Here is a 21,201-nt window from a genome sequence, read left to right as displayed (position 1 = left end):
TTTGATTGATAAGAGCTTTCGGTGCTCCATCATGCTTTGACCTCTTTAAAAAGTTCTACTGACAAACAACGCCCGGCGCTTAGTATCATTGATGATATTACCAATAAATCGACAGTGCTATCTTCCTAATTTTGTATTAGTTTTTAATACAGAAAAATGAAAGCAGTTATTTTAAAAAAACAGGGCGATGTCTCGCAATTGGAATTAAAAGATCTACCCATTCCAAGTCCTGGTAAAGGTGAAGTATTGGTAAAAGCACAGGCTATAGGAATCAACCCTACAGATATTTATGCCAGGACAAATGTAGCATTGGATTATATATTTAACGATGAATCACCTAAAATATTGGGCTGGGATATCGCAGGTGATATTGTGGAGCTGGGTGAAGGTGTCTCAGACTTTGCAGTAGGAAACGCAGTTTTTGGTCTGCTCAATTTCCCGACTTCTAGCAGCCCAGGACATGGCAAAGGGTATGCAGAATATGTAGTGGCCCGTGTCAAGGATATTGCGCTGAAACCGGAGAATATCTCTTATCAGCAAGCTGCCGCTGTGCCTCTTGCCGCTTTAACGACTTGGCAACCTCTAAATAAAGTCAAAATTAAATCCGGAGACCGTGTTCTGATTACAGCAGCAGGTGGCGGAGTCGGTCATCTGGCCATACAGATTGCAAAGAGCTTCGGAGCATATGTTATTGCGATAGCCTCAGGTTCAAAAAAAGAGCTTCTTATGGAACTTGGTGCGGATGAATTTATAGATTATCAGACAACAAATTTTTTGGATATCCTTCCGCCTGTGGATTATGTAATTGAGGCCTTGCGTGATGAGCATATCGAGCAGACCATCAAAGTGCTCAAGAAGGGCGGTAACCTACTGAGTTTATGGAACCACATCGAGGGAACAAAATGGGAAGTTTTGGCAAAAGAAAAAAATGTCAACATTTTCTACAACGCAGTAATATCAAGTGGAACGGACATAAAAGCTTTGGCCCATTTAATGGGCAAGGGTATCCTTCGACCGTACGTTTCAAAAACATTTAAACTTGAAGAAATGGCGCTAGCCCATCAGGAAATGGAGACAAACCATACAACCGGTAAGATTGTTGTTAGTTTGCAGTAGGTTAACTTTTGGCAGATATACTGCTTGATGTCCCAGTAACAAAAAATCTTATCAATTCTGATAAGATTTTTTTGTTTAAAAGCCAGAAGACAAACTTGTTGAGATCGCTATACACTTTCAATAATTAATTTACGGTGTCTTTTTCCCCACTCGATCATCTGGTTTATCAGTATAGCGTATTCTTTGGAATATTCGGTAAATTCGTATTCGATGATGACAGGACTGTCAGAATACGTTCTTCTTGTAATAATCTTATTATCCAGAAGCTCTTTTAAACTCCTAGATAGCATTCTTGTGGTTATCCCCGGAATACTGCGTTGGATATCCTTAAAATGCTTATTGCCACTGCAGATTGAAAACAGAATAGGCAACTTCCACTTCCCTCCGATCACATATATGGTGTCCTGCAGGGCCCGCGTATTTTCTGCGGTCAAAGGAATGACATTAATATCTTTCATATTTTTTTATTAAAATTATTAAAATATTTTCAATGATCAGGCAGTCAACTCACTGATTTTCTGCCCTTAAATTCAAATCACAGGTGGTTCCACCTGTGATACCGCTAGGCTAACGGTAAATAATAAAACCTTAAATTTGTCTATCAAGTGGTATGCATTACAGTTTTTATTACGATGGGCCGAAAAAAAAATTTTATTGAAGAAGATATACTGGACAGATCGATTGTTCTTTTTCAGCAGCTGGGTTATCACGCAACCTCACCTGAAGAACTCGTCAACCATCTTAAGATCAGCCGCTCAAGCCTGTATGCAACATTTGGTGACAAACGCGGTCTTCTAATAAGGGCTCTCCATCGATATTCAAAATTAACCACTGACGCCCTTGAGCAGATCAGGCGCAATGCCAAAAACCCGAGGGACGGTATCAGCAAGATCTTCGATCTGGCTGTCAAAGGATGCTACCACCCCGGAATGCCCAATGGATGTTTCCTTGTTAACTCCATCATTGAGTTCGGTCCGCACGATGAGCAGGCCCTCCAGATCATCCAGCAAAGCTACAACGACAGCAGGGATGCAATATTACATTTCCTGGTAATGCTAAAGAACTCCTCTCCTTCGCACAGCGATCTCGATATGGAGACTATTACCGATTACCTGGTCAATACCATATCAGGAATGGTCGTATCCACCAAAGCGGGTATGGATGAAGAGGCCTGCCGCAAAATGATCGAGCAGACACTTTCCATTTTAAAATGATAAAAAACCGAGTTCCATTTCCGAAACCCGGTTCCCCTTATTAATTGATAGTAGTTTAAACTAAAATATCCAATATGGTTCTTTTAAGCTGTAGTCTGGTGATCTTCCATCCTTGTTCTGTTTTAAGTAGTTCCAGATGGTAATGACCAAAACCATGCAGCTTTTTGTAGGGAATCTCTTCCCTCTGGGCAAAGTTGATCAGATCTTCCATTGCCCATATCGCTGTGGCACGGTGTTCGGGCAACAGTTCAATTTCTGGGCTATGTACGTGATGAGCAGAGTGGGCACCTTCCAGCACTGGCGCGGTTTCATTCACCATTTCTTGGGGACTGTTAAACTCAAAAAGCCGCTCGCCTTTTTCTCCTTCGAAGAGCATATGGACATTTTCGTCGAATAATTCTTTAAAGGAGTTCCACTGCTTTGTATCGACGAACCTGGTGTAGCGGGCCATTACTTTTTTGATCTCGACAATTGCAGTGAGATCTTCATGACTTAAATTTTTCATAGCCATACGTTTATGCACTGATACCGCCATCAATTACGATACTGCTACCGGTAATATAGGAAGATTCAGGTCCGGCAAGGAAGTTTGCAAGTGCAGCAATTTCCTCAACCTTTCCAAGACGCTTAAGCGGAATAGCATTTGTATAAGCCTGGCGGATCCCCTCGTCTTTTGGCATCATATCCGTATCAGTTGCGCCGGGCAGTATTGCATTCACCGTAATATTTCTTGAGCCGAGATCCCATGCAAGCCCTCTACTGTATGCCGAAACCGCAGCTTTGGTCGCAACGTAATCAGCCATACCGGGGCCTCCTATTCTATTTCCTCCAACGGATCCGATGTTGATGATTCTTCCGCCGTCAGGCATGAATTTAATTACTGTTCTAACCGCTTCAGCTACAGCGCGGATATTCACGTCTATCATTTTATTATAGCCTTCAACCTGAAAGGAAGCTTGGTCGATTGTTCCAGGAATAGCGACAGCGGCATTATTTACAAGGATATCAATCTTTCCGAACTTGGCATTAGCCTGACCCAGTGCACTTTCTAAACGGCCCGCTTCTGAGGCATCTGCATGGATGGCAAGCGCTTTTACCCCCTGCGCTTCTATTTCCGCTACAATCTTTTCTGCTTTTTCTGTTGAGTTGGCGTAGGTGAATACGATATTGGCTCCTTCGGAAGCAAAACGTCTTACAATTGCTTCTCCCATTCCTCTTGTACCGCCTGTTACAAATGCGGTCTTATTTTCTAGTGTTTTCATTGTTTTAAAGTATATTTCAATTACTGGAATTTTAGTTCCGAAATTAGTCATTATGAGGATCACTTTTTAAGTTGGTATCACCAATGATATTTAAACAAGCGGGCTTATAAACTAATTTCTAACTTTGTAGATCCGATGTAATTAACTTTTCGGTTTCCCGAAAACCATATACAATGCAGAAAAAAGCATTATGAAATTGACGATATGTGAAGGAAAAGAAGATTGGGGAAGATTATAAAACCATTCCACCGTCCATAAGGATTTCCGTTCCGGTCATGAAACTTGCCACATTGTTATCTGACAGGTAAATAACAGCTTTGGCTACATCTTCCGCAGTTCCCATTTTTTGTAAGGGGATTCCGCTGATTAACCATTCATCAAGACCTTCCAATGTTTTTTCGTCCAACCCTGCTTTTGTCATAATCTCCGTTTTTGTAGGCCCCGGACTTACTAGATTTACTCTGATTTTTCTTGGTGCCAATTCTGCAGCAGCGGTCTTCGCAATGGAATTCAATGCTGCCTTGCTTGCCTGGTAAATCGAACTGTTTGGTTTAGAGGTGGTCGCGACGTTTGATGAAAGGAATACCACCGAAGCACCTTCGTTTAACAGGGGAATAAATTTGCTCAAAGTAAAATAAGCTCCTCTGAAATTAATACCCATTACATTGTCAAAATTTTCGGCACTCATATGTTCGATCGGACCTAAACTTCCGGTGATGCCTGCATTAATAAACAGGATGTCAATCTTTCCGAATTCCTTTTCAATATGGGTTCTGAAATTTTCAATATCTTCCAATTTCCCCTGATCCGCCACAAAAGAAATAGCTCCTAGCTCTACAGCAGCCTTCTCAATGGCTTCTTTTCGTCTTCCGGTGATAATGACATTGGCTCCTTCGGCGATTAATTCTTTTGCGGTGGCATAGCCTATTCCGCTGTTTCCACCTGTTACAATGGCTAATTTGTTATTCAACTTTTTCATTTCTTTATTTTTTTTTACAAAGTTATCAGAGAAATGGTATACTTTTGTTATCAGTATAACTGAGTATATCAGTATCATGAATTATATCACTTAACTTTGTAACCATGGAAAGAGATCAGACAGAAGAACTTAGAGCGTTGCAGGACACCCTTTATTTCATTGGAGGTAAGTGGAGAATCCCAGTCATTAATTCGCTTTGCAACGGCAACAGACGTTTTCGCGAAATTGAAAGAAGTATACCGGGGATTACCACAAGAATGCTTTCAAAAGAGCTGAAAGATATGGAATTAAATAAGTTGGTTAAACGAACTGTTTATCCCGATACACCTGTCTTAATCGAATATGAACCTACTGCATATTGCAGGACTTTCGGGAATATTATTTCGGAAATGATTAACTGGGGTAGAGAACATCGAAAAATGATTGTAGAGGATAAGGTTTAGCCGCTCACAGCGAAGTGGATTTTAGTTGGACTTTTGCTACTTGGTATTAAATCCCATTTGAAACGGGCTTTGCTACCTCATTTGGCGTCTTTCCGAATTCTTTCTTGAACGCAAAAGAAAAATGAGAGAGATCTTCAAACCCTACTTCAAGATAGACATCACTGGGCTTTCTGGATTGTTCGGCAATTTGAAAATAGGCCTCCTGCAATCTTTTTTTCTTGAGCCAGGTGCCCGGAGCCATTCCGAATACGCGCTGAAAATCCCGTTTGAAGGTCGAAAGGCTCCTCCCCGTAAAAAATGCAAACTTTTCCAGGCTGATGTTAAACCTAAAATTTTTGTTCATGTATTCCTTTAAATTAATCCGATCAGGTAACGAGAAATTGAACAATATATGAATGAGGTCAGGATTAGATTTCAATAGAATAATCAGTAATTCCTCTCTTTTGACATCAACAAAATCTGCACTGATCTCCAGATCGCCGATATAATACGGTTCCAGGGATGTTATATAATTCTTGATGAGCTTATTTTCCGGTATAAAAATAAATGCGTCGCCGATGGCTGATGGCCGGATTTGATAAACATGCCGTTTAAGAAAGCGTTTCAGGAATTCCTCATCCAGTGTGATGATGATTTTTTCAAATTCATCATTGTCCTTATATTTTGTATAACGTACCAAATGATTTTTCCGGGCGATACAATAGTCGCCCGGTTTCATGCTGTAGTTTTTTTCGCCATCATAAGCCTTCATATCTCCCTTCAATAAATATAGAAAATAGTTTTCCGGTATATAATTTTCGGGAGAGATCTCCGGCCCCAGATGACAGGATTGGATGTTGTTTACTTTCATGGTTTACCAAATATACTGATCCCTGGCGGTTAATCCTGTGCCTGACTAAATTTTAAACTGTCCACGCTTGCAAGTATCGCCTGTTCTTTCGCACGCGGGTGCCAGCCGAGCATTTCTGTCGCTTTTTTGTTGGACATCTTTGTATACTCTTGGGGTGGTGTAGGTTGCAGGGCAGCAATTTTTCCGGCCAGTTTGGGACGTTCCTTTTTGATCAGTTCGGCTACATCATAAAAAGACATTGCCCCTTCCGAAGTTGCCAGAAATCGCTGTCCGCCCGCTTCAGGGTGTAACATCGCTTTGATATGGATATCAGCGACATCGCGTACATCTACCACACCGAATGTAAATGGTGCATTTTCCTTGATGAGTCCGTCAACAATGCCCTTAACCACAGTATCCAGCGAGGCCGAGGAAATACCGCCGAGGATGGGGCCAAAAATTCCGACGGGATTGATGACCGTTAACTCCATAGCTGTGGCTGCATCCTCTATAAATTGCCAAGCGGCCTTTTCTGCAATTGTTTTTGACTTTATATAAGCCTGTAGCGGCGCGTTTTCATCGGTCCAGTCGAGCTCCGTAAAAACATGGTTTTTGGGATCGATGCTATAACCGATCGCAGCAAAAGAGGATGTGAGCACGACACGTTTGACGCCTGCCCTTTTCGCGGCTTTCAAGGCTCTCAACGTACCTTGTTTTGCAGGGATAATCAGCTCGTTTTCGTCTTTGGGCTGCTCGGCGACAAATGGCGATGCCACATGCAGGACATAGTCACATCCCTGCGCCGCTTCATCCCAACCGCTGTCAGAGAGCAGATCGGCCTGATAAAAAGATAGCTGATCAAACGTGCTGATGCCGCCTTCGCTCAGGGCATCCATGATTTCATTCTTGCGGGAAAGCGTGCGCAGTGTTGTTCTTACGGTAAATCCCCGCTCAAGTAGTGCAAGAATAGTATTAACGCCTAAAAATCCGGTACCACCGGTTACTAAAACTGTTTGATTGTTCATTTCGGATCAATTATTGGAATTCGTAGGTCAATTATTGGAATTTGTAGATCAATTGTATGGCGTTTTCCGCATAATCCCAGAGCCTTTTGGCAAGCGCTTCATCGTTCATCGCTGCGGTATGATGGTTTGATAGGGCCGGATATCCCGCGTATTCTTTCGGACCGTCCGGGCCATAGAATTTACCGCCTTCGACAGATGGATCTGTCGCAGCAAACAGGCTGGACAGGGCACCCTGCCAGGGGGCCATTACCTGATCAAATGCGGCAAACATGCCTTCCAGATTTTCACCCGGGATATTCTGCTGCAGATCGGTTCGCGTGACGCCGGGATGCGCCGCCACAGAAATGGCTGACATACGGGCATTTTTGAATCTCCTGTCCAGCTCATAGGTAAACAAGATATCTGCCAGCTTGCTCACCGCATATTCACGCCATTCATCATAGCTCTTTTCCAGTCTGAGGTTGTCAAAATCTATGCTATCCACCAAAGTAGCCGCACCACTGGATAGAGTCACTACCCGGGCATAGGCTGTCTGCTTAATGAGCGGCAGCAAATATCCTGTCAGCGCAAAGTGACCCATAAAGTTTACGCCGAACTGCAATTCAAATCCGTCATCCGTTTTAGCGGCCGGGGGAACCATTACGCCGGCATTATTGATGAGTATATCCAGTTTTGTATGCTTTTGCATAAAGTGATCTGCAAACTGCCGAATCTGGCCGATGTTTGCAAGGTCGAGCATTCCATAGTCCAATGTTCCCATCCCAGCCGTTTCGGACTGGATTTTTTGAATCGCATCTTTTCCTTTCTGGAAATCCCGTGCGGCAATGGTCACATGTGCACCTGCTTCATACAGCGCTTTTGCTGTTTCAAACCCAATACCGGTGTTTGATCCGGTGACGATTGCTATTTTCCCCGATAAATCAGGGATGTTATTTTTTGTCCACATAACCTTTAATTTTTTACAAAGTTCGTCGAATTGCTATTATGTCGTTTTGTTGTGGAGTTCAAATTTCCTTTGTTGTGGAGTTCACCTTTCCGTTATATTCCGAGGGTTTGCGAGTTGTACCAGAATTCGTTCCGCTCCAATACTTTTACCGGGCCTTGTCCGAATTTTTGGATGCCATGTTCTGACATGCCTGTGTCATTTAAGATTTTTTCGATAAAGGGAGCTTATGAAATACTTCTGGTCCATTTCCACAGCTCCCTATAAACGTATGTATTAATCTTCTATTTCCAGATGAGTACTCAAGGCAATACGGTTCCAGCCATTGATGGTGACGATGAGCATGATGATCTGAGCGATCTGGTTTTCGGAGAAAATCTCGGATGCCTTGCTGTAGGTTTCTTCACTTAATCCATGTTGGTGGATAAGGGTTATTTCCTCTGTCATAGCCAGTATGATCTGCTCTTCCTCGGTGAAAAATTTGGCAGCCTCCCTCCAGGCACTCAACAAAAAGATACGCTCCGGTTTTTCACCATTTTTAATGGCATCCTTGGTGTGCATGCTGATACAGTAAGCACAGTTGTTGATCTGTGATGCCCTGATTTTGGCCAGCTCTTTTAGCGTTTGTGAGATATCAATTTTTGACAGATAACCCTCTAATCCTAACATTGCTTTGAATGCCTGTGGTTCCGTTGTGCTGATGTTGATTCGTTTTTCCATTTTCTTATTTTTAAATTTGATATTACAAATTTGGAAAATGGAGTGCCGGAAAAACTTAAACGGGTTTAAGAAAAATTCTTTTTGCGGATTTCGCTGAGATACTCGGGTGTAAAGCCCAGATAGGAAGCAACGTTAAGCCTTCCAACATTTGCATTTTACGTCACCTGCAGATAGAAGGCCAGGCGTGGCGCTGCAACCGCGAAGAGCATATAAAAAGGATCCCAGGTACAATAAAGTAAAGGCCTAATTCTAATGCTGAAACAATTTATAGAGTAATCACGATTTTACCAACCGTTCTCCCCGTTTCCTGTTCCAGATGCGCTGCTCTCATTTGCTCAAAGGGAAAAGATTTGGAAACATGAGGTTTTACAGCTCCACTTTCCAATAAAGAAGCGATCTGTTTCATATCCTCTCCGCTGGACTGTACAAGAATAAAATAACCTTTCACACCTTTGGATTCTGCTTTTGAAGTTACATCTTCATTCAGACCTGTCGGAATACTGATGATGGAACCGCCTTCTTTGGTCACTTCGAGCGAATGGTCGATATTGTCCCCGCCAATTGTATCCAATACAAAATCAAAAGTTCTGCCTGCTGATTTCCAGTCGAAGACGTGATAATCGATATGGGAATCTGCACCTAAACTCATGACAAAATCTTTATTTTTTGGGGAAGAAGTTCCCGTCACTTTCGCCCCTAAATATTTGGCAATCTGTATAGCGATATGTCCTACTCCACCAGAAGCTGCGTGGACCAAAACATTTTGCCCTTGCTGAATATTCGCATGGTGAACCAAAGCCTGATACGCAGTTAGCGCAACCAAAGTAGAAGCCGCGGCGTCTTCAAAAGAGATATTTTTGGGCTTTAGGGCTAATTGATGGGCCGGAGCTGCGACATATTCTGCATACGCTTTTCCGTGGCCTGGAAAATTGACCATTCCGAAAACTTCATCGCCAACTTTAAAAGCTGAACTTTTAGTTTCTTCTACTATTCCGGAAATATCCCAACCCAAAATCAATGGATTTTCTGTTTTAATTCTTCCGTAAACTCCTTTTCCGGCGCGGCTTTTTACATCTACCGGATTGATGCTGATGGCTTTTACTTGGATTAATACTTCGCCTTCGTTAATGGTTGGTTTTGCCAGTTCTACGTATGCTAAATTGTCTACATTTCCTGCTTCTTTTAATACAATTGCTTTCATAATATTGATATTTTTTAAATGTTATTTATTTGAATTACTTTAATTTAAATCTTGAAATGAGTTCAATTTCTTAACGGTTTCGCATTGATTTTCAGCTTATATATCACAACCGGAAATGTCACTCTACTTTTTCCGTTCTCAAACGCCGCCAAACGGTTCAGCTGGCCTGTCGGAATCCATAGATATCCATTGTCATCAATCCATAAAGCGTCTGCCCAGAGTAGCCTTTTGTCTTTAATAATGAGACTTTCTTTTCCATCCTGTGATATTTTGATGATTTCACTGTTATTGACATCGCTTACGTAGATATTTCCATCTGCATCGATAGCTGTCCCTCCTGTTGATGGGGTTTTATAGAATAATTTGACTTTGGAAGCCAAATCTTTTTCGGAGAGATTTTCATCATTCAGATATTGTGTTTGCACTCTCCAAAGTGGGCCGCTTGCAGGCTGAAAATAAAGCCATTTTCCATCAGGAGAAATTTCTAATTGGTCAGCGTGGATTCTCACTTCATTGCCTTTTTCATCTTTCATAACTTTTCCTTCCGCTTTTATCGGTAAATTATCGGTGGTTGAAGGATGATTTTCAAGAACCCTTCTGCCTTTTCCAGTTGTTTTATCTACGATTATTAAAGCTGGTTCGTCGGCATCTGTCAGATAAATCGTGTTTCCTGAAATTCTTAGATCATCAATGAAAGTCGAAGGTTTTGCAATTTCCGAAAGTGGAATAATCTGTTGTACGGTATTGGTTTTAATGTCAATCGAAACCAATTTCAACGCATTTCCTACTAATGGCTTTTGTCCCATTGATGGTGTCCCTGTATCTAGTATCCAAAGCAAACCGTCCGGTCCTATTCTCAGAGAATTGGTTCTTACAAACTTCTCATTTACGTCTGCTCCTAACTTCCAATTGTTCCAGTCTTCATTTGGATAGGGAATGATTTTTCCATTTTTCAGAACCTCTCCGATCCTCATACCTTTATCGCCCTCGATTCTGGGGAAATTAACGAAGATCCTGCCTTCGCTATTTGTTGTTACCCCATTCCAAACGACCGTTGAACTTGCTACGGGAATAAGCTGTGCTTTTACCGATGAAACGGCTGCTATAAATGTTATCAATCCAATTATTATCTTCATAACTTGCTTTGTTTTTGATATAGCAAAGTTATATTGCACTGCAGCGGATAAATAGTTCATTTTACGGAAAGAATAGCACAGACGTACGAAAAATCAAAAATCCTCCAATAACGGAGGATAATCCAGGAAAGCTTGGCTCTTCTCTAAGCAAAAGTTGCTTGTTCGCCGCCAACGAAAAAGTCATCATATTGGTAATAATCCGTGGAGCGGATCATTAAAAAAAGTCACAGGAAACTAATGAAGTTTCATTGTGACTTTAACAAGCAGAATTGCAGTAATTAGTTCAGCTGTGATTTTCTGAATTCCAAAGGTCTCAGACCTGTCTGTTTCTTAAATAATTTTGTAAAATAAGAAGCATTCTCGAATCCTAAGTGATAGGCTATTTCCGCAACTCCCTTCTCTCCCAATCTCAATAGATTTTTAGCCTCTGAAATCAAAAATATATGAATGAGTTCCAAAGCAGTTTTCCCAGTTTCCTGTTTCAGTACGTCACTTAAATAACGTGGCGAAATAAACAGCTGGTCGGCAATATCGGTAACGCTTGGCAACCCGTTTTTTTCCAGACCTCTTTCATCAATATATTTTTTAAGGATATCATTGAATCTTGATGCTGTTTTTCCAATAACCTGTTCTCTGTCGATAAACTGTCTTTTGTAAAAGCGCTGTGCATATTTCAAAATCGATGATATATGACTCAAGATAATCTCACGGCTGTATTCATCGGGATTATTAAAATATTCGCCCTGAATTTTCGCGTGAAGCTCCAGAATAATCTGCTCTTCTTTTGGAGAAAGTTGCAGCGCTTCCGTTACATCGTAGTCAAAGAAGCCATAATTGTTAATGCTTTTAAAGAGCTCGTGACCGTTCAGATAATCTTCGTGAATCATCAACATATAGCCTTTTTCTTCAAATTCGAGGTCTTTCATTTCAATGATCTGCCGTGGTTTGGCAAAAAATAGACAGCCATTATCGTGGTCGTATTTTGTACGTCCGTACATAAACATCCCTGATTTTATTTTTTTGAAAGCGATAATGTAGCAATCTGTGGTAAATTCCCTATTTCCCAGCGGACAGGCCGCCTGACAGCCGATCATACTAAAGAGCGGGTGCTCCGGAGCGTCCCAGCCATTTCCGCTGTGCAATTCTGTAAGGGTTTTATAATGTTTCATTTTATTTTTTTTATCGAATGTTCGACAATCTCTTTCTATTACAACTGATTCTCTGAAGTTAAGCTAAAAAAGCAAACCAGTACAACTGTAGAAAACAATTTCTTTGCGCGGATCATTCCTATAAATCTAATGCCCATGTGCGGCAATGCTGACCTCTTTCCAATTTTGGATATCGTTCAATCTTTTGTTGTAAACCTCATTGACTACGTGATAAGCAATTTTACCGAACAATAATCTTTGTGGAGGATTTTGATTGTCAATAAGATTCAAAACTGGCACTACTGTCGATTCAGGTTTTCCCCAAGTATCAGGATTATCCCCTGTTTCCGCAAATGCCTCTCGTACCGGATTGTAATCGGTAATATCCGAAGAAGTCTGAACCGCTGAAGCTCCTGCCCAATCCGTTGCAAATCCATTAGGTTCAATTAGTGTGGTTTTGATTCCCAAATGTGCTGTTTCTGAACCAATCGTTTCAATTAGTCCTTCAACTGCAAACTTTGAAGCATTGTACAATCCTAAAAGCGGTAGCGTCGTTAATCCCAAAAAGCTGGAAATCTGAATGATATGTCCACTTCTTTGTTTTCTCATCACCGGTAAAATTGCTTGTGCTACCCAAAGTGAACCAAAAAAGTTGGTTTCCATTTGCTCTCTCGCCTGCTGTTCTGTTGTTTCTTCCGTCGTTCCGAATAAACCAAAACCAGCATTATTAATCAAAACATCGATTCTTCCAAAGTGTTTTTCTACCTTCTCCACCACTTCAAAAACTTCTGTACGGTTGTTGACATCCAGTTTCACAGGAAGAATGCTGTCACCGTACTTCTCTTTTAAATCCTGCAACGCATCAATATTTCTAGCTGAAGCTGCAACTTTATCACCTCTTTTAAGTAAGGCCTCAGCCCATAATTTTCCAAATCCTTTGGAAGCTCCTGTTATAAAAATTATTTTGCTCATTGTTTTTTCTTTTTTTGTTAATCCAAAATTATCCTTATCCATACTTATACACTAACTCATTTCAGCTGAAGAATAGCACATAATTACGATATAGCTTTAGCTGTACACCTTAGTTAAAAAGAGAGCTCCTTCAATTTCTAAAAGAAGCTCTCACCAACACTTCAATTAAAACACTTATGATAAACTTTTTGCTGCCGGAAAATCAATCGGGATCTGGGTATTTGCAAAAACATAATTCGTAAAACTTCTAAGGGCAACCAAGGCTGTAAGTTCTACGAGCGCCTTCTCATCCAAACCAGCTTTATAGAAGTCTTCCAGCGCATCATTTCCGGCATTGCCTTTATTGTTTGCGATCGATTGGGCGAGTTTTATAATGGCATCCAATTTAACATCCTCAACACTACCCTTTCTGATTGCTAAAGTGTCCTCCTCACTAAAACCATTTAATTTAGCCAGCATGGTATGTGCAGCAAGACAATAATCACAATCATTTACCTGGGACACCACCAAGTTGATCGCTTCCCTTTCCTTTGCGGTGTAAGAAGAATGATGCGCTAAGGTTACTTCTGTTTCCAGCATCGCTTTTAAAGCTGATGAAGAATATCCGATAGTAGCATAAAGGTTCGGGATCTTGCCCATTTTTTTCTCTACAGATGATAAAATGACCTGAGCTTCTTCGCTCAATTGTTCTTTGTTTGGAACTGTAATAGTTTTCATATTCTTATTATTTATTATTGTTTACTTGAATCTTTCAATTTCACCCCCGTCTAACGACTGATCGTTTAAAAATAACAATCCCAAGGAAAGTCAAAACCACGATCAGTAGATTGACCATTGCAATGCTCTGAACATTTTTTATCTCAAATAAATTGATCAGGCCGTAACCGGCAATGGAGCTAATGACGTAAATACCGCCGCCGGTCAGCCCGCTTGCTACTCCTGCATTCTTGCTAAAACGCTGTAGACAGTATGCATAGACATTATTAAAAATAAAGCCGGAAAGGAAATGAATAAGCAGCGTAAAAATAAGCAGTACATAAAATCCATTCGCCCCAAATGATATAATGGTCATCAGACCTGCGAAAATCAATTGTAGGATCACGGCTGTATTGATTTTTAAGAAGAGATTTTTGTTTATCAACACCTTTGAGGTGATTCCGCCCAGCATCAGTGCAATTCCTGAACCCAGCGAACTGTAGCCTGTCACAACAGGTGAATAACCATAAACTTTTTCAATAATAAACGGACTGCTGATACCGTAAACAACGAGTAGTGAATAGCTCAGTCCGATAATAAGCAGCCCTACACTAAAATCCGCTGTCTTAAGCATACCTGAATAGACATTTAGGATCTGCTTTCGGTTAAAGGACTGGAATTTCCGGAGCGATTCACCGGTATATCTCCACTCGAAAAACAGAACAGCTGCTGTCAAAAAGCCCAATAGATAAAAATTCGACTGCCAGCCAAATGTTACCTGTAGATATCCGCCAATAAATGGTGCGACAATAGGAGCCGTTGCCCATACAATTGAAAATAGGCTTGTGTAGTGCTTCAGCTTTTCACCACTGTACATATCCACAAAGAATGCCCTCTTTCCAACGATAATCAGCGATACTGTTATTCCCTGTATTATCCGCATTCCATAGATAACACCGATATGGGGAACCAGTGCAATAATAAAACTGGCGATTGAAAATACAATAAGGGCAAACAAGTTGATCCTGTATCTCCCAAAGCTATCCAATATACTCCCGATAAAAAGCTGGCTGAGTCCGGAGCTTACCATGAAAAGCAATAAGGAAAGCTGCACCTGCTGCATGGAAACGCCCAGATCACCTGCCATCGCCGGCAGCGAGGGAATATAAATATCGGTGGTAAGTCCTCCAAGAGGAATGAGGATAAAGGCGAGCAGGGTGCTGATGTGTAAATATTCTATTTTTTGGGCTTTCATAACTATGTTTAACTATGTGAAAAGAAGCACGGAATTACCCGTGCGCTGCTTCTGAAACATCTTTCCATTCCTTCCACTGTTGAAGTTTTTCACCATACACCCTTTCTGTTTTGACATATCCCAATTTGCCCAGGAATAATCTTAACGGCGGATTTTCACTGTCGATCAGTGTTAAGATTGCTGGAACAGTCGCTTCCGGAGTGCCGTAATCGTCTGGGCCAAGCCCCTCTATTTTGCTCAGGCTTTCCTTTAGCGGATTATAAACATCGAGCGAATCGCCAAAAACTGCCGAACTTCCACCAAATTCTGTTTTATAGCCATTTGGTTCGATAAGCGTTACATGGATGCCAAAATCTTTTACCTCGCTGGCCAGCGCCTCACTGAGGCCTTCCACCGCAAATTTTGTTGCGTTGTAAATGCCTAAAGTCGGAAGGCTCCATACGCCCAGTACACTTGAAAGCTGGATGATATGCCCATGTGCCTGTGCTCTTAGGATTGGCAATGCTGCCTGTGTCACCCATAGTGTTCCGAACAGATTTGCATCGAAAACATCCCGGGCTACCTTTTCACCGATTTCTTCCACTGCACCAAAAACGCCGTACCCTGCATTGTTGATCACCACATCAAGCTGACCGAAATGTTCCTTGGCTTTGTTTACGGTAGCAAATACTGCTTCTCTATCGGTAATATCCAACTGTAACGGTAATAACTGATCACCATACTTTTCTGATAATGCTGTAAAAGCATTCGCTTTTCTGGAAGTTGCCACGACGTTGTCCCCACGTTGCAATAGTGCTTCTGTCCAAAGTTTTCCAAATCCTGAAGTTGCTCCTGTAATAAAAATTGTCTTTGCCATTTTGTTATTGTTTAAATTATTATTTGTTATTTTGATAAGACAAAGTTATATCCAGAACCGGCCTCTGCTCTACTCCATATCAGCGGAAGAATAGCACAGATTTACGAAAATGTAATTTTGAAACATTTCAACAAGCAAATTCCTAAAATTAGAGACATTGGAAAAGATCAATCATTATAAGAGCATAACCGAACTTCATGAAAAAAGTGGCTTTGAAACTCCAAAGCATCCACTGTTGAGCCTGATGACCTGTAAAGAACTTATGACGTATTCGGTCGGAGAAGACAGGTTCACCGGAGACTTTTATATGGTTGCTTTGAAAAAGATCAAATCGGGCTATGTGCTATATGGGAAAACGAAATATGACCACAGTAATGGATCTACCGTTTTTATGAAGCCAAGGCAAATTATTGAGGTCAGTAATGTACAGTTTGCAGAAAAGGGTTTTGTTATATTTTTTCATGAGGATTATCTGGCCGGCCATATTCTGCATGACCAGATCAAAAACTATGGCTATTTTGAGTATGAAATAAATGAAGCCTTGCACCTATCTCCTGCTGAGGAGGTTATCATGTGGGAGCTCTATGAAAAAATACGCAAGGAATATGACGAAAACTCAGATGAATTCAGCCGTGAAATTATCCTGTCCCATATTGATTCCATCCTAAAATATTCCGACCGCTTTTATAAAAGACAGTTTGTGGATCGAAGTAATAACGTTTCGGGAACCACGCTAAAAAGGTTTCAGACAGTATTACAGAACTATTTTGATAAGAAGCTGCACCTTAAAGAAGGTTTGCCCACCGTAAATTATCTTGCGGGAGAACTTTTTCTATCAAGCAGGTATCTGAGCGATCTTCTTAAACAGGAAACCGGAAAAACCGCTCTGGAACATGTCCATATTTACCTGATTAAAGAGGCGAAAAATCTATTGCTGGGATCGGACAGCAACATTTCTGGCATAGCCTATGATCTGGGATTTGAAAGCCCTTCATATTTTACCCGTTTGTTTAAAAAATTGGTAGGTGTTACACCTGTCCAATTTAAGGAAGCCAAGAACTGATTTCATAAGTATGGGTAATAGTGCAAAATGTTTGAAATTGATCTGCTCCTCGGTGAAAAATTTGGTAGCCGCTTTGAATGCCTGTGGTTCTGTTGTGCTGATGTTGATTCGTTTTTCCATTTTTCTTATTTTTTATTTTGATACTACAAAATTGGAGAATAGAGAGCGGGGAAAATTTAAACGGGTTTAAGAAAATTTTTTTTTGCGGATTTCGCTGAGATACTCGGGTGTAAAGCCTAGATAGGAAGCAATGAGATATTGCGGTACACGTTGGAGAAATGCAGGTTGATTCTTGAGAAATTGACGATATAGCTCTTCCCTGGAGTGCTCATAAAGCATCTTGACACGCATCTGTGCAGCAGCATAGGCTTTCTGGTACACCATGCGAAAATACTTTTCCATGACCGGGTGATTTTCCATTAGATCATTGAAGGCATGTTGGCGAATGACCAGAATTTCCGTTGGCTGTACAGCCTGAATATAAAACTCTGTGGGTGTCTGATTTATATAAGAGAACGTCTCCGTCATCCACCAGTTTTCGATCGCGAATTCAGTAGTCTGCTGAACACCCTTTTCGTTGATGAAAAATTTTCTTATAATTCCATCCAGTACAAAATAACTTGCTTTGCAGATCTGCCCTTCGGTCAATAAGTTTTCTTTCTTTTTAAGCGTCTGGGGCTCAAAATATCCAGTAATATCGGCAGATTCATCATCGGAAACCTTTATAAATTTATCCAGGTGTTTTTTAAACTGTTCAAGCATTATTTTAAATCTGTTTCATCATTTTTAGTGCCATTAAGATAGTAAAAAATAAGTTATATAACCTCTACATACGTGGTCTGATTCTTTTAGTATATTTACTTGCCTGCCTACATTCAGGGCATTAAAAAATTAGGCGTTACCTGTTACGAAGCTTATGTTGTGGATGGTCAAAAGCCTTTGGCCATTGGTTACAATAATGATACGGAAGAGTAAATATCCTATATTAGTTAAATTAAATACAAGAAAAAAATGGGTCAATACTTTTGGATTGCCATACCTGCAGAGCTATTTTTTCAGTATTGCGGAGAAACGATGGAAAAATATCGTGCGCACGCCTATATTGAAACGATAAACCGCGGTTCAGGCAAGCGTAATTATGTGAAATATAGCAAGGAAAATCAGTCCGCGTTTTTGGAAAGCTTTTCATCATCGGATTATTATGGATTTTTTCTGTCCACCTATCCCTTTTCAGATCAGGAGGCTATCAAAAGCTCGGGTCTCTTCTACGATTCGCCTGTAGCCGAATATACAATAGCAGGAAGCGGCGGTTATGAAACTGACCGGGCAAGAGAAATCATCCACTTGCGGCAGATCATGAAGCAAGCTGACAAATCCGCAAAAGCTTTTTTTGCGGCCTTGCAGCGCAACCTCAAAAAGATACCCGATCTACGCGATACGTTAAGAAGTGGAAATAAAACCCATTTTTACCTGCCTACATCAAAAAGTATCATTCCACAAAACGCGCATAGCCGGCTTATAGAAATGCCCTGGGAAGAACATTGCATCAGCAAAGACCTGGTCTACCAGCAAGAATAATTCCTATTAAGTGTGGTACACCATAGTTGCTCCCAAATAGCTATACCTTACGTTGCCAGAATGAGGATTATCCTAACCAAAACAAAGAAAAACGAACTACTGGTATTGTTATAAAATCACCTGCCCTTTTGAACAAAGCTAATTAGGACTTTTGAACAAAACGGCGCATGTTAATCCGGCCTAATTTTGTCTCAGTAATAACAATTAAACATGTTCAAAATGGAAAAGAATAATTATCAAGGAATTCAACAACAGCCTATCGGTTCGGGCTTCAATGCAAAATCAACAGCTGACGATGTCATTCAAAACATCGATCTTACCGGAAAAATCGCTATTGTCACTGGCGGCAACACAGGAATTGGGTTGGAAACCACAAAAGTTCTCGCCGCAGCCGGAGCTACAGTAATCATACCTGCGCGCGATATTGAAAAGGCAAAGAAGAATCTGGAAGGAATTAGAAATGTCGAAATTGTCGCAATGGATTTAATGTCTCCCACATCTATTGATGCTTTCGCGGAAAATTTTATAGCCTCAGGAAGACCCTTGCATTTACTGATCAACAATGCGGGCATTATGTGGGTACCACTTCGCAGAGATGCACGGGGTATAGAATCCCAGCTGGCGACCAACTATTTAGCCCTATTTCAGCTCAGTGCCAGATTATGGCCGTCACTAAAAAAAGCCAATGGAGCACGCGTGATTAATGTTTCTTCCCACGGTCATCATTTTGCGCCTTTTAATTTTGATGATCCTCATTTCCTCCACAGCGCATATGAAACCTTACAGGGGTACGGACAATCGAAGACCGCTGTCAATCTTTTTTCAATGGAACTGGATGTGCGGGGACAATCTTCCCATATCAGAAGCTATGCCGTTCATCCAGGTTCTATTGGTGGGACTGAATTGGGCAGAGAAGCCCCACTGGAACTATTTCAAAAAATGGGTTTTGTGGATGTAAATGGCAACATGTTTCCCGAGGTAGCGGCATCATTAAAAACGATTCCACAAGGAGCAGCTACAACAGTATGGTGTGCTACAAGCCCTTTATTGGAGCATATTGGAGGAGTCTATTGTGAGGATGGAGACATCGCAGTACTATCATCAGATATTGCCGACCAGAAAGGCGTCAATCCTTATTCACTTGATGAAACCAATGCGAAGAAACTATGGAAACTGACAGAAGAGATGACGGGTATTCGCTTCAATCCGTAAATCAGCTTACGACTGGGGCAGAATCTGCATTTTGCCCCAATTTCGCAATGAACTTTTAAACAAAGTAAATGCTATTATTTCTTATCTTTATGTTATTGATTTCCCTTATAAAAAAGCAAAAATCATGGAATACCAAGCCCGATACATTACCGAAGATATAAAACTTTCAAGCTACGAAGACAAGTTTTTCAAATCAGATATTATGTTTGACCAGCATATGCTGGTCTGGTTTCTTTCCGGAGAAACCAAGATTGTACAGGCTGATGCTACCTATATATTTGGAAAAGGGGATATTTTTCTAATTCCCAGAAATCAGTTGGCGACTATTATTAATTATCCTAAAGACGGTGAGCCTCATAAAACTGTTGTCATGCATCTATCATTAGAAACATTGAAGAATTTCTATGCAGGCAAGAATATAAATTCCCAACCCAAAAATTCACCGAAGATTTTTTGTTTCAATAATCACCCGCTCCTGGAAAGTTGCCTGGCATCACTTATTCCCTATTTCGACATGAAAGACATCCCTGTGGATATTGCCTCCATTAAAATTACCGAAGCCATCAGTATTCTCCGAACGCTGAACCAAGAGATCGATCATGTACTTGCTAATTTTGAAGAGCCCGGAAAAATCAACCTTGTCGATTATATGGAAAAGAATTTTATGTTCAATCTTCCACTGGAAAAATTTGGTTACCTGACGGGCAGAAGTCTTACAACATTTAAGCGAGACTTCAAAAAGGCTTTCACCATGACTCCACAACGCTGGTTAACACATAAACGTTTGGAACTTGCCTATTATCAGCTTACAGAAAAGAAAAAAAAGCCCTTGGAAGTCTGTTATGAGGTAGGATTTGAAAATCTTTCCCATTTTTCATTTGCTTTCAAAAAGCAGTTTGGATTGGCTCCAAGTCGTTTGGTCGATCCCCTATCCTAGTTTCAGGCGTTCTTCCTGCAGGTCCAAAAGATACAATTGCCTACGAATCGGGTCTTCGTCTATATTGGGAATACTTACTTTTTGTCTCTGGCTAGATCAGCCCGTACTTTCTGTACAAAATCATGCGAAACCCCAGCAACACGCGCGATAACATCATCGGTACTTTTTGAATTAGTTTCAAAACTAAGGGTGAGAATTATCTACGGATTATGGCTATATTAGAAACAAATCCAATGTGGACTAAACAATAGTAAAGATATGAGTATAGAAAATTTTGATGAAATCATTCGCCGCAGTATGGAAATTAGAGAAAAATATCGCGAACTGGAATTGCTCCACCATGGAAGTGAATGGACAGTGGAAGAGGATGCGCTGGCTTATTTAACGGATGCTGGTTTAGTGGGCAGAAACGTTATGTCGCAACAACAACGTTGGCCGAAAGCCGGTTCTGAAGCAGAATTGGAACATAAACTTGGTGAAAACATTTGGTGGCTGATTGTCTTGGCGGAAAGATCTGGAATTGATATTAGGAAGGCCGTTGATCAATTTTTATGACACCGTCTCATAAAGTGTGTAAGTTATAAAAATGCGGAGTTTGAAAGGACTTCGCATTTTT

The 21,201-nt window shown here is 40.9% G+C and carries 24 protein-coding genes; 8 read left to right on the top strand and 16 right to left on the bottom strand.

Annotated elements, in window-relative coordinates; all coding sequences use genetic code 11:
* The first annotated feature begins 156 nt into the window (after positions 1 to 156).
* A complete protein-coding gene (locus ACK8HY_RS21745; protein ID WP_416134801.1) occupies positions 157 to 1,116 on the top strand; it encodes an NADP-dependent oxidoreductase in 960 nt (319 codons plus the stop codon).
* A gap of 107 nt (positions 1,117 to 1,223) precedes the next feature.
* Here the strand turns inward: ACK8HY_RS21745 and ACK8HY_RS21740 are convergent, their stop codons facing one another.
* Positions 1,224 to 1,574, bottom strand: coding sequence for a winged helix-turn-helix transcriptional regulator (locus ACK8HY_RS21740; protein WP_077433700.1), 351 nt, complete (start codon positions 1,572 to 1,574; stop codon positions 1,224 to 1,226).
* A 147-nt stretch (positions 1,575 to 1,721) separates the two neighbouring features.
* Between ACK8HY_RS21740 and ACK8HY_RS21735 the strand changes: the two genes are divergently transcribed.
* The gene (locus tag ACK8HY_RS21735; RefSeq protein WP_416134800.1) at positions 1,722 to 2,330 is read left to right on the top strand and encodes a TetR/AcrR family transcriptional regulator; all 609 of its coding nucleotides are present in this window, start codon (positions 1,722 to 1,724) and stop codon (positions 2,328 to 2,330) included.
* Positions 2,331 to 2,385: 55 nt separating this feature from the next.
* Here ACK8HY_RS21735 and ACK8HY_RS21730 read toward each other — a convergent pair whose 3' ends face one another.
* From ACK8HY_RS21730 to ACK8HY_RS21720, 3 genes are all read right to left on the bottom strand, one after another.
* Positions 2,386 to 2,835 (bottom strand): nuclear transport factor 2 family protein, encoded by a 450-nt coding sequence (locus ACK8HY_RS21730; protein WP_416134799.1) that lies wholly within the window; start codon positions 2,833 to 2,835, stop codon positions 2,386 to 2,388.
* A 10-nt stretch (positions 2,836 to 2,845) separates the two neighbouring features.
* Positions 2,846 to 3,592 carry an SDR family NAD(P)-dependent oxidoreductase gene (locus ACK8HY_RS21725; protein WP_416134798.1) on the bottom strand — a complete coding sequence of 249 codons (747 nt, stop codon included), beginning with the start codon at positions 3,590 to 3,592 and terminating at the stop codon, positions 2,846 to 2,848.
* A 232-nt stretch (positions 3,593 to 3,824) separates the two neighbouring features.
* Positions 3,825 to 4,571, bottom strand: coding sequence for an SDR family oxidoreductase (locus ACK8HY_RS21720; protein WP_416134797.1), 747 nt, complete (start codon positions 4,569 to 4,571; stop codon positions 3,825 to 3,827).
* Between the two features lie 104 nt (positions 4,572 to 4,675).
* On the opposite strand from ACK8HY_RS21720, the gene ACK8HY_RS21715 reads away from it, so the two are divergent.
* Positions 4,676 to 5,014: a winged helix-turn-helix transcriptional regulator gene (locus ACK8HY_RS21715; RefSeq protein ID WP_120334022.1), complete on the top strand. Its 339-nt coding sequence runs from the start codon at positions 4,676 to 4,678 to the stop codon at positions 5,012 to 5,014.
* A gap of 46 nt (positions 5,015 to 5,060) precedes the next feature.
* Here ACK8HY_RS21715 and ACK8HY_RS21710 read toward each other — a convergent pair whose 3' ends face one another.
* The 11 genes from ACK8HY_RS21710 to ACK8HY_RS21660 form a co-directional block, all read right to left on the bottom strand.
* Positions 5,061 to 5,864 (bottom strand): helix-turn-helix domain-containing protein, encoded by an 804-nt coding sequence (locus ACK8HY_RS21710; RefSeq protein WP_416134796.1) that lies wholly within the window; start codon positions 5,862 to 5,864, stop codon positions 5,061 to 5,063.
* Positions 5,865 to 5,893: 29 nt separating this feature from the next.
* A complete protein-coding gene (locus ACK8HY_RS21705) occupies positions 5,894 to 6,868 on the bottom strand; it encodes an SDR family oxidoreductase (RefSeq protein WP_416134795.1) in 975 nt (324 codons plus the stop codon).
* 31 nt (positions 6,869 to 6,899) lie between these two features.
* On the bottom strand, positions 6,900 to 7,814 hold the full coding sequence (locus tag ACK8HY_RS21700) for an oxidoreductase (RefSeq protein ID WP_416134794.1): 915 nt from the start codon (positions 7,812 to 7,814) through the stop codon (positions 6,900 to 6,902).
* A 273-nt stretch (positions 7,815 to 8,087) separates the two neighbouring features.
* Positions 8,088 to 8,531 carry a carboxymuconolactone decarboxylase family protein gene (locus ACK8HY_RS21695; protein WP_077433718.1) on the bottom strand — a complete coding sequence of 148 codons (444 nt, stop codon included), beginning with the start codon at positions 8,529 to 8,531 and terminating at the stop codon, positions 8,088 to 8,090.
* A gap of 265 nt (positions 8,532 to 8,796) precedes the next feature.
* Positions 8,797 to 9,732 carry an NADP-dependent oxidoreductase gene (locus tag ACK8HY_RS21690; RefSeq protein WP_077433720.1) on the bottom strand — a complete coding sequence of 312 codons (936 nt, stop codon included), beginning with the start codon at positions 9,730 to 9,732 and terminating at the stop codon, positions 8,797 to 8,799.
* A 62-nt stretch (positions 9,733 to 9,794) separates the two neighbouring features.
* On the bottom strand, positions 9,795 to 10,868 hold the full coding sequence (locus tag ACK8HY_RS21685; protein WP_416134793.1) for an L-dopachrome tautomerase-related protein: 1,074 nt from the start codon (positions 10,866 to 10,868) through the stop codon (positions 9,795 to 9,797).
* A gap of 278 nt (positions 10,869 to 11,146) precedes the next feature.
* Positions 11,147 to 12,037 carry a helix-turn-helix domain-containing protein gene (locus tag ACK8HY_RS21680; RefSeq protein ID WP_416134792.1) on the bottom strand — a complete coding sequence of 297 codons (891 nt, stop codon included), beginning with the start codon at positions 12,035 to 12,037 and terminating at the stop codon, positions 11,147 to 11,149.
* 126 nt (positions 12,038 to 12,163) lie between these two features.
* On the bottom strand, positions 12,164 to 13,030 hold the full coding sequence (locus tag ACK8HY_RS21675; RefSeq protein ID WP_416134791.1) for an SDR family NAD(P)-dependent oxidoreductase: 867 nt from the start codon (positions 13,028 to 13,030) through the stop codon (positions 12,164 to 12,166).
* 132 nt (positions 13,031 to 13,162) lie between these two features.
* Complete coding sequence (locus tag ACK8HY_RS21670; RefSeq protein ID WP_416134790.1) at positions 13,163 to 13,705, bottom strand: carboxymuconolactone decarboxylase family protein; 543 nt, start codon at positions 13,703 to 13,705, stop codon at positions 13,163 to 13,165.
* 40 nt (positions 13,706 to 13,745) lie between these two features.
* Positions 13,746 to 14,939, bottom strand: a complete 1,194-nt coding sequence (locus tag ACK8HY_RS21665; RefSeq protein ID WP_416134789.1) for an MFS transporter — start codon at positions 14,937 to 14,939, stop codon at positions 13,746 to 13,748.
* A gap of 34 nt (positions 14,940 to 14,973) precedes the next feature.
* A complete protein-coding gene (locus ACK8HY_RS21660; protein ID WP_416134788.1) occupies positions 14,974 to 15,795 on the bottom strand; it encodes an SDR family NAD(P)-dependent oxidoreductase in 822 nt (273 codons plus the stop codon).
* Positions 15,796 to 15,952: 157 nt separating this feature from the next.
* Between ACK8HY_RS21660 and ACK8HY_RS21655 the strand changes: the two genes are divergently transcribed.
* Positions 15,953 to 16,858 carry a helix-turn-helix domain-containing protein gene (locus ACK8HY_RS21655; protein WP_416134787.1) on the top strand — a complete coding sequence of 302 codons (906 nt, stop codon included), beginning with the start codon at positions 15,953 to 15,955 and terminating at the stop codon, positions 16,856 to 16,858.
* A gap of 186 nt (positions 16,859 to 17,044) precedes the next feature.
* Here ACK8HY_RS21655 and ACK8HY_RS21650 read toward each other — a convergent pair whose 3' ends face one another.
* On the bottom strand, positions 17,045 to 17,620 hold the full coding sequence (locus ACK8HY_RS21650) for a Crp/Fnr family transcriptional regulator (protein ID WP_416134786.1): 576 nt from the start codon (positions 17,618 to 17,620) through the stop codon (positions 17,045 to 17,047).
* 249 nt (positions 17,621 to 17,869) lie between these two features.
* Between ACK8HY_RS21650 and ACK8HY_RS21645 the strand changes: the two genes are divergently transcribed.
* The 4 genes from ACK8HY_RS21645 (at position 17,870) to ACK8HY_RS21630 (ending at position 21,140) form a co-directional block, all read left to right on the top strand.
* A complete protein-coding gene (locus ACK8HY_RS21645; protein WP_416134785.1) occupies positions 17,870 to 18,436 on the top strand; it encodes a hypothetical protein in 567 nt (188 codons plus the stop codon).
* A 219-nt stretch (positions 18,437 to 18,655) separates the two neighbouring features.
* Positions 18,656 to 19,648: an SDR family NAD(P)-dependent oxidoreductase gene (locus tag ACK8HY_RS21640; protein WP_416134784.1), complete on the top strand. Its 993-nt coding sequence runs from the start codon at positions 18,656 to 18,658 to the stop codon at positions 19,646 to 19,648.
* 124 nt (positions 19,649 to 19,772) lie between these two features.
* Complete coding sequence (locus ACK8HY_RS21635; RefSeq protein ID WP_416134783.1) at positions 19,773 to 20,585, top strand: helix-turn-helix domain-containing protein; 813 nt, start codon at positions 19,773 to 19,775, stop codon at positions 20,583 to 20,585.
* A 258-nt stretch (positions 20,586 to 20,843) separates the two neighbouring features.
* Positions 20,844 to 21,140 carry a MazG-like protein gene (locus ACK8HY_RS21630; RefSeq protein ID WP_416134782.1) on the top strand — a complete coding sequence of 99 codons (297 nt, stop codon included), beginning with the start codon at positions 20,844 to 20,846 and terminating at the stop codon, positions 21,138 to 21,140.
* Positions 21,141 to 21,201 lie beyond the last annotated feature (61 nt).

Origin of the sequence: Sphingobacterium sp. NGMCC 1.201703 (assembly GCF_047784615.1) — a bacterium.
Classification (GTDB): domain Bacteria; phylum Bacteroidota; class Bacteroidia; order Sphingobacteriales; family Sphingobacteriaceae; genus Sphingobacterium.
This window is presented reverse-complemented; position numbering and strand designations above follow the sequence as displayed.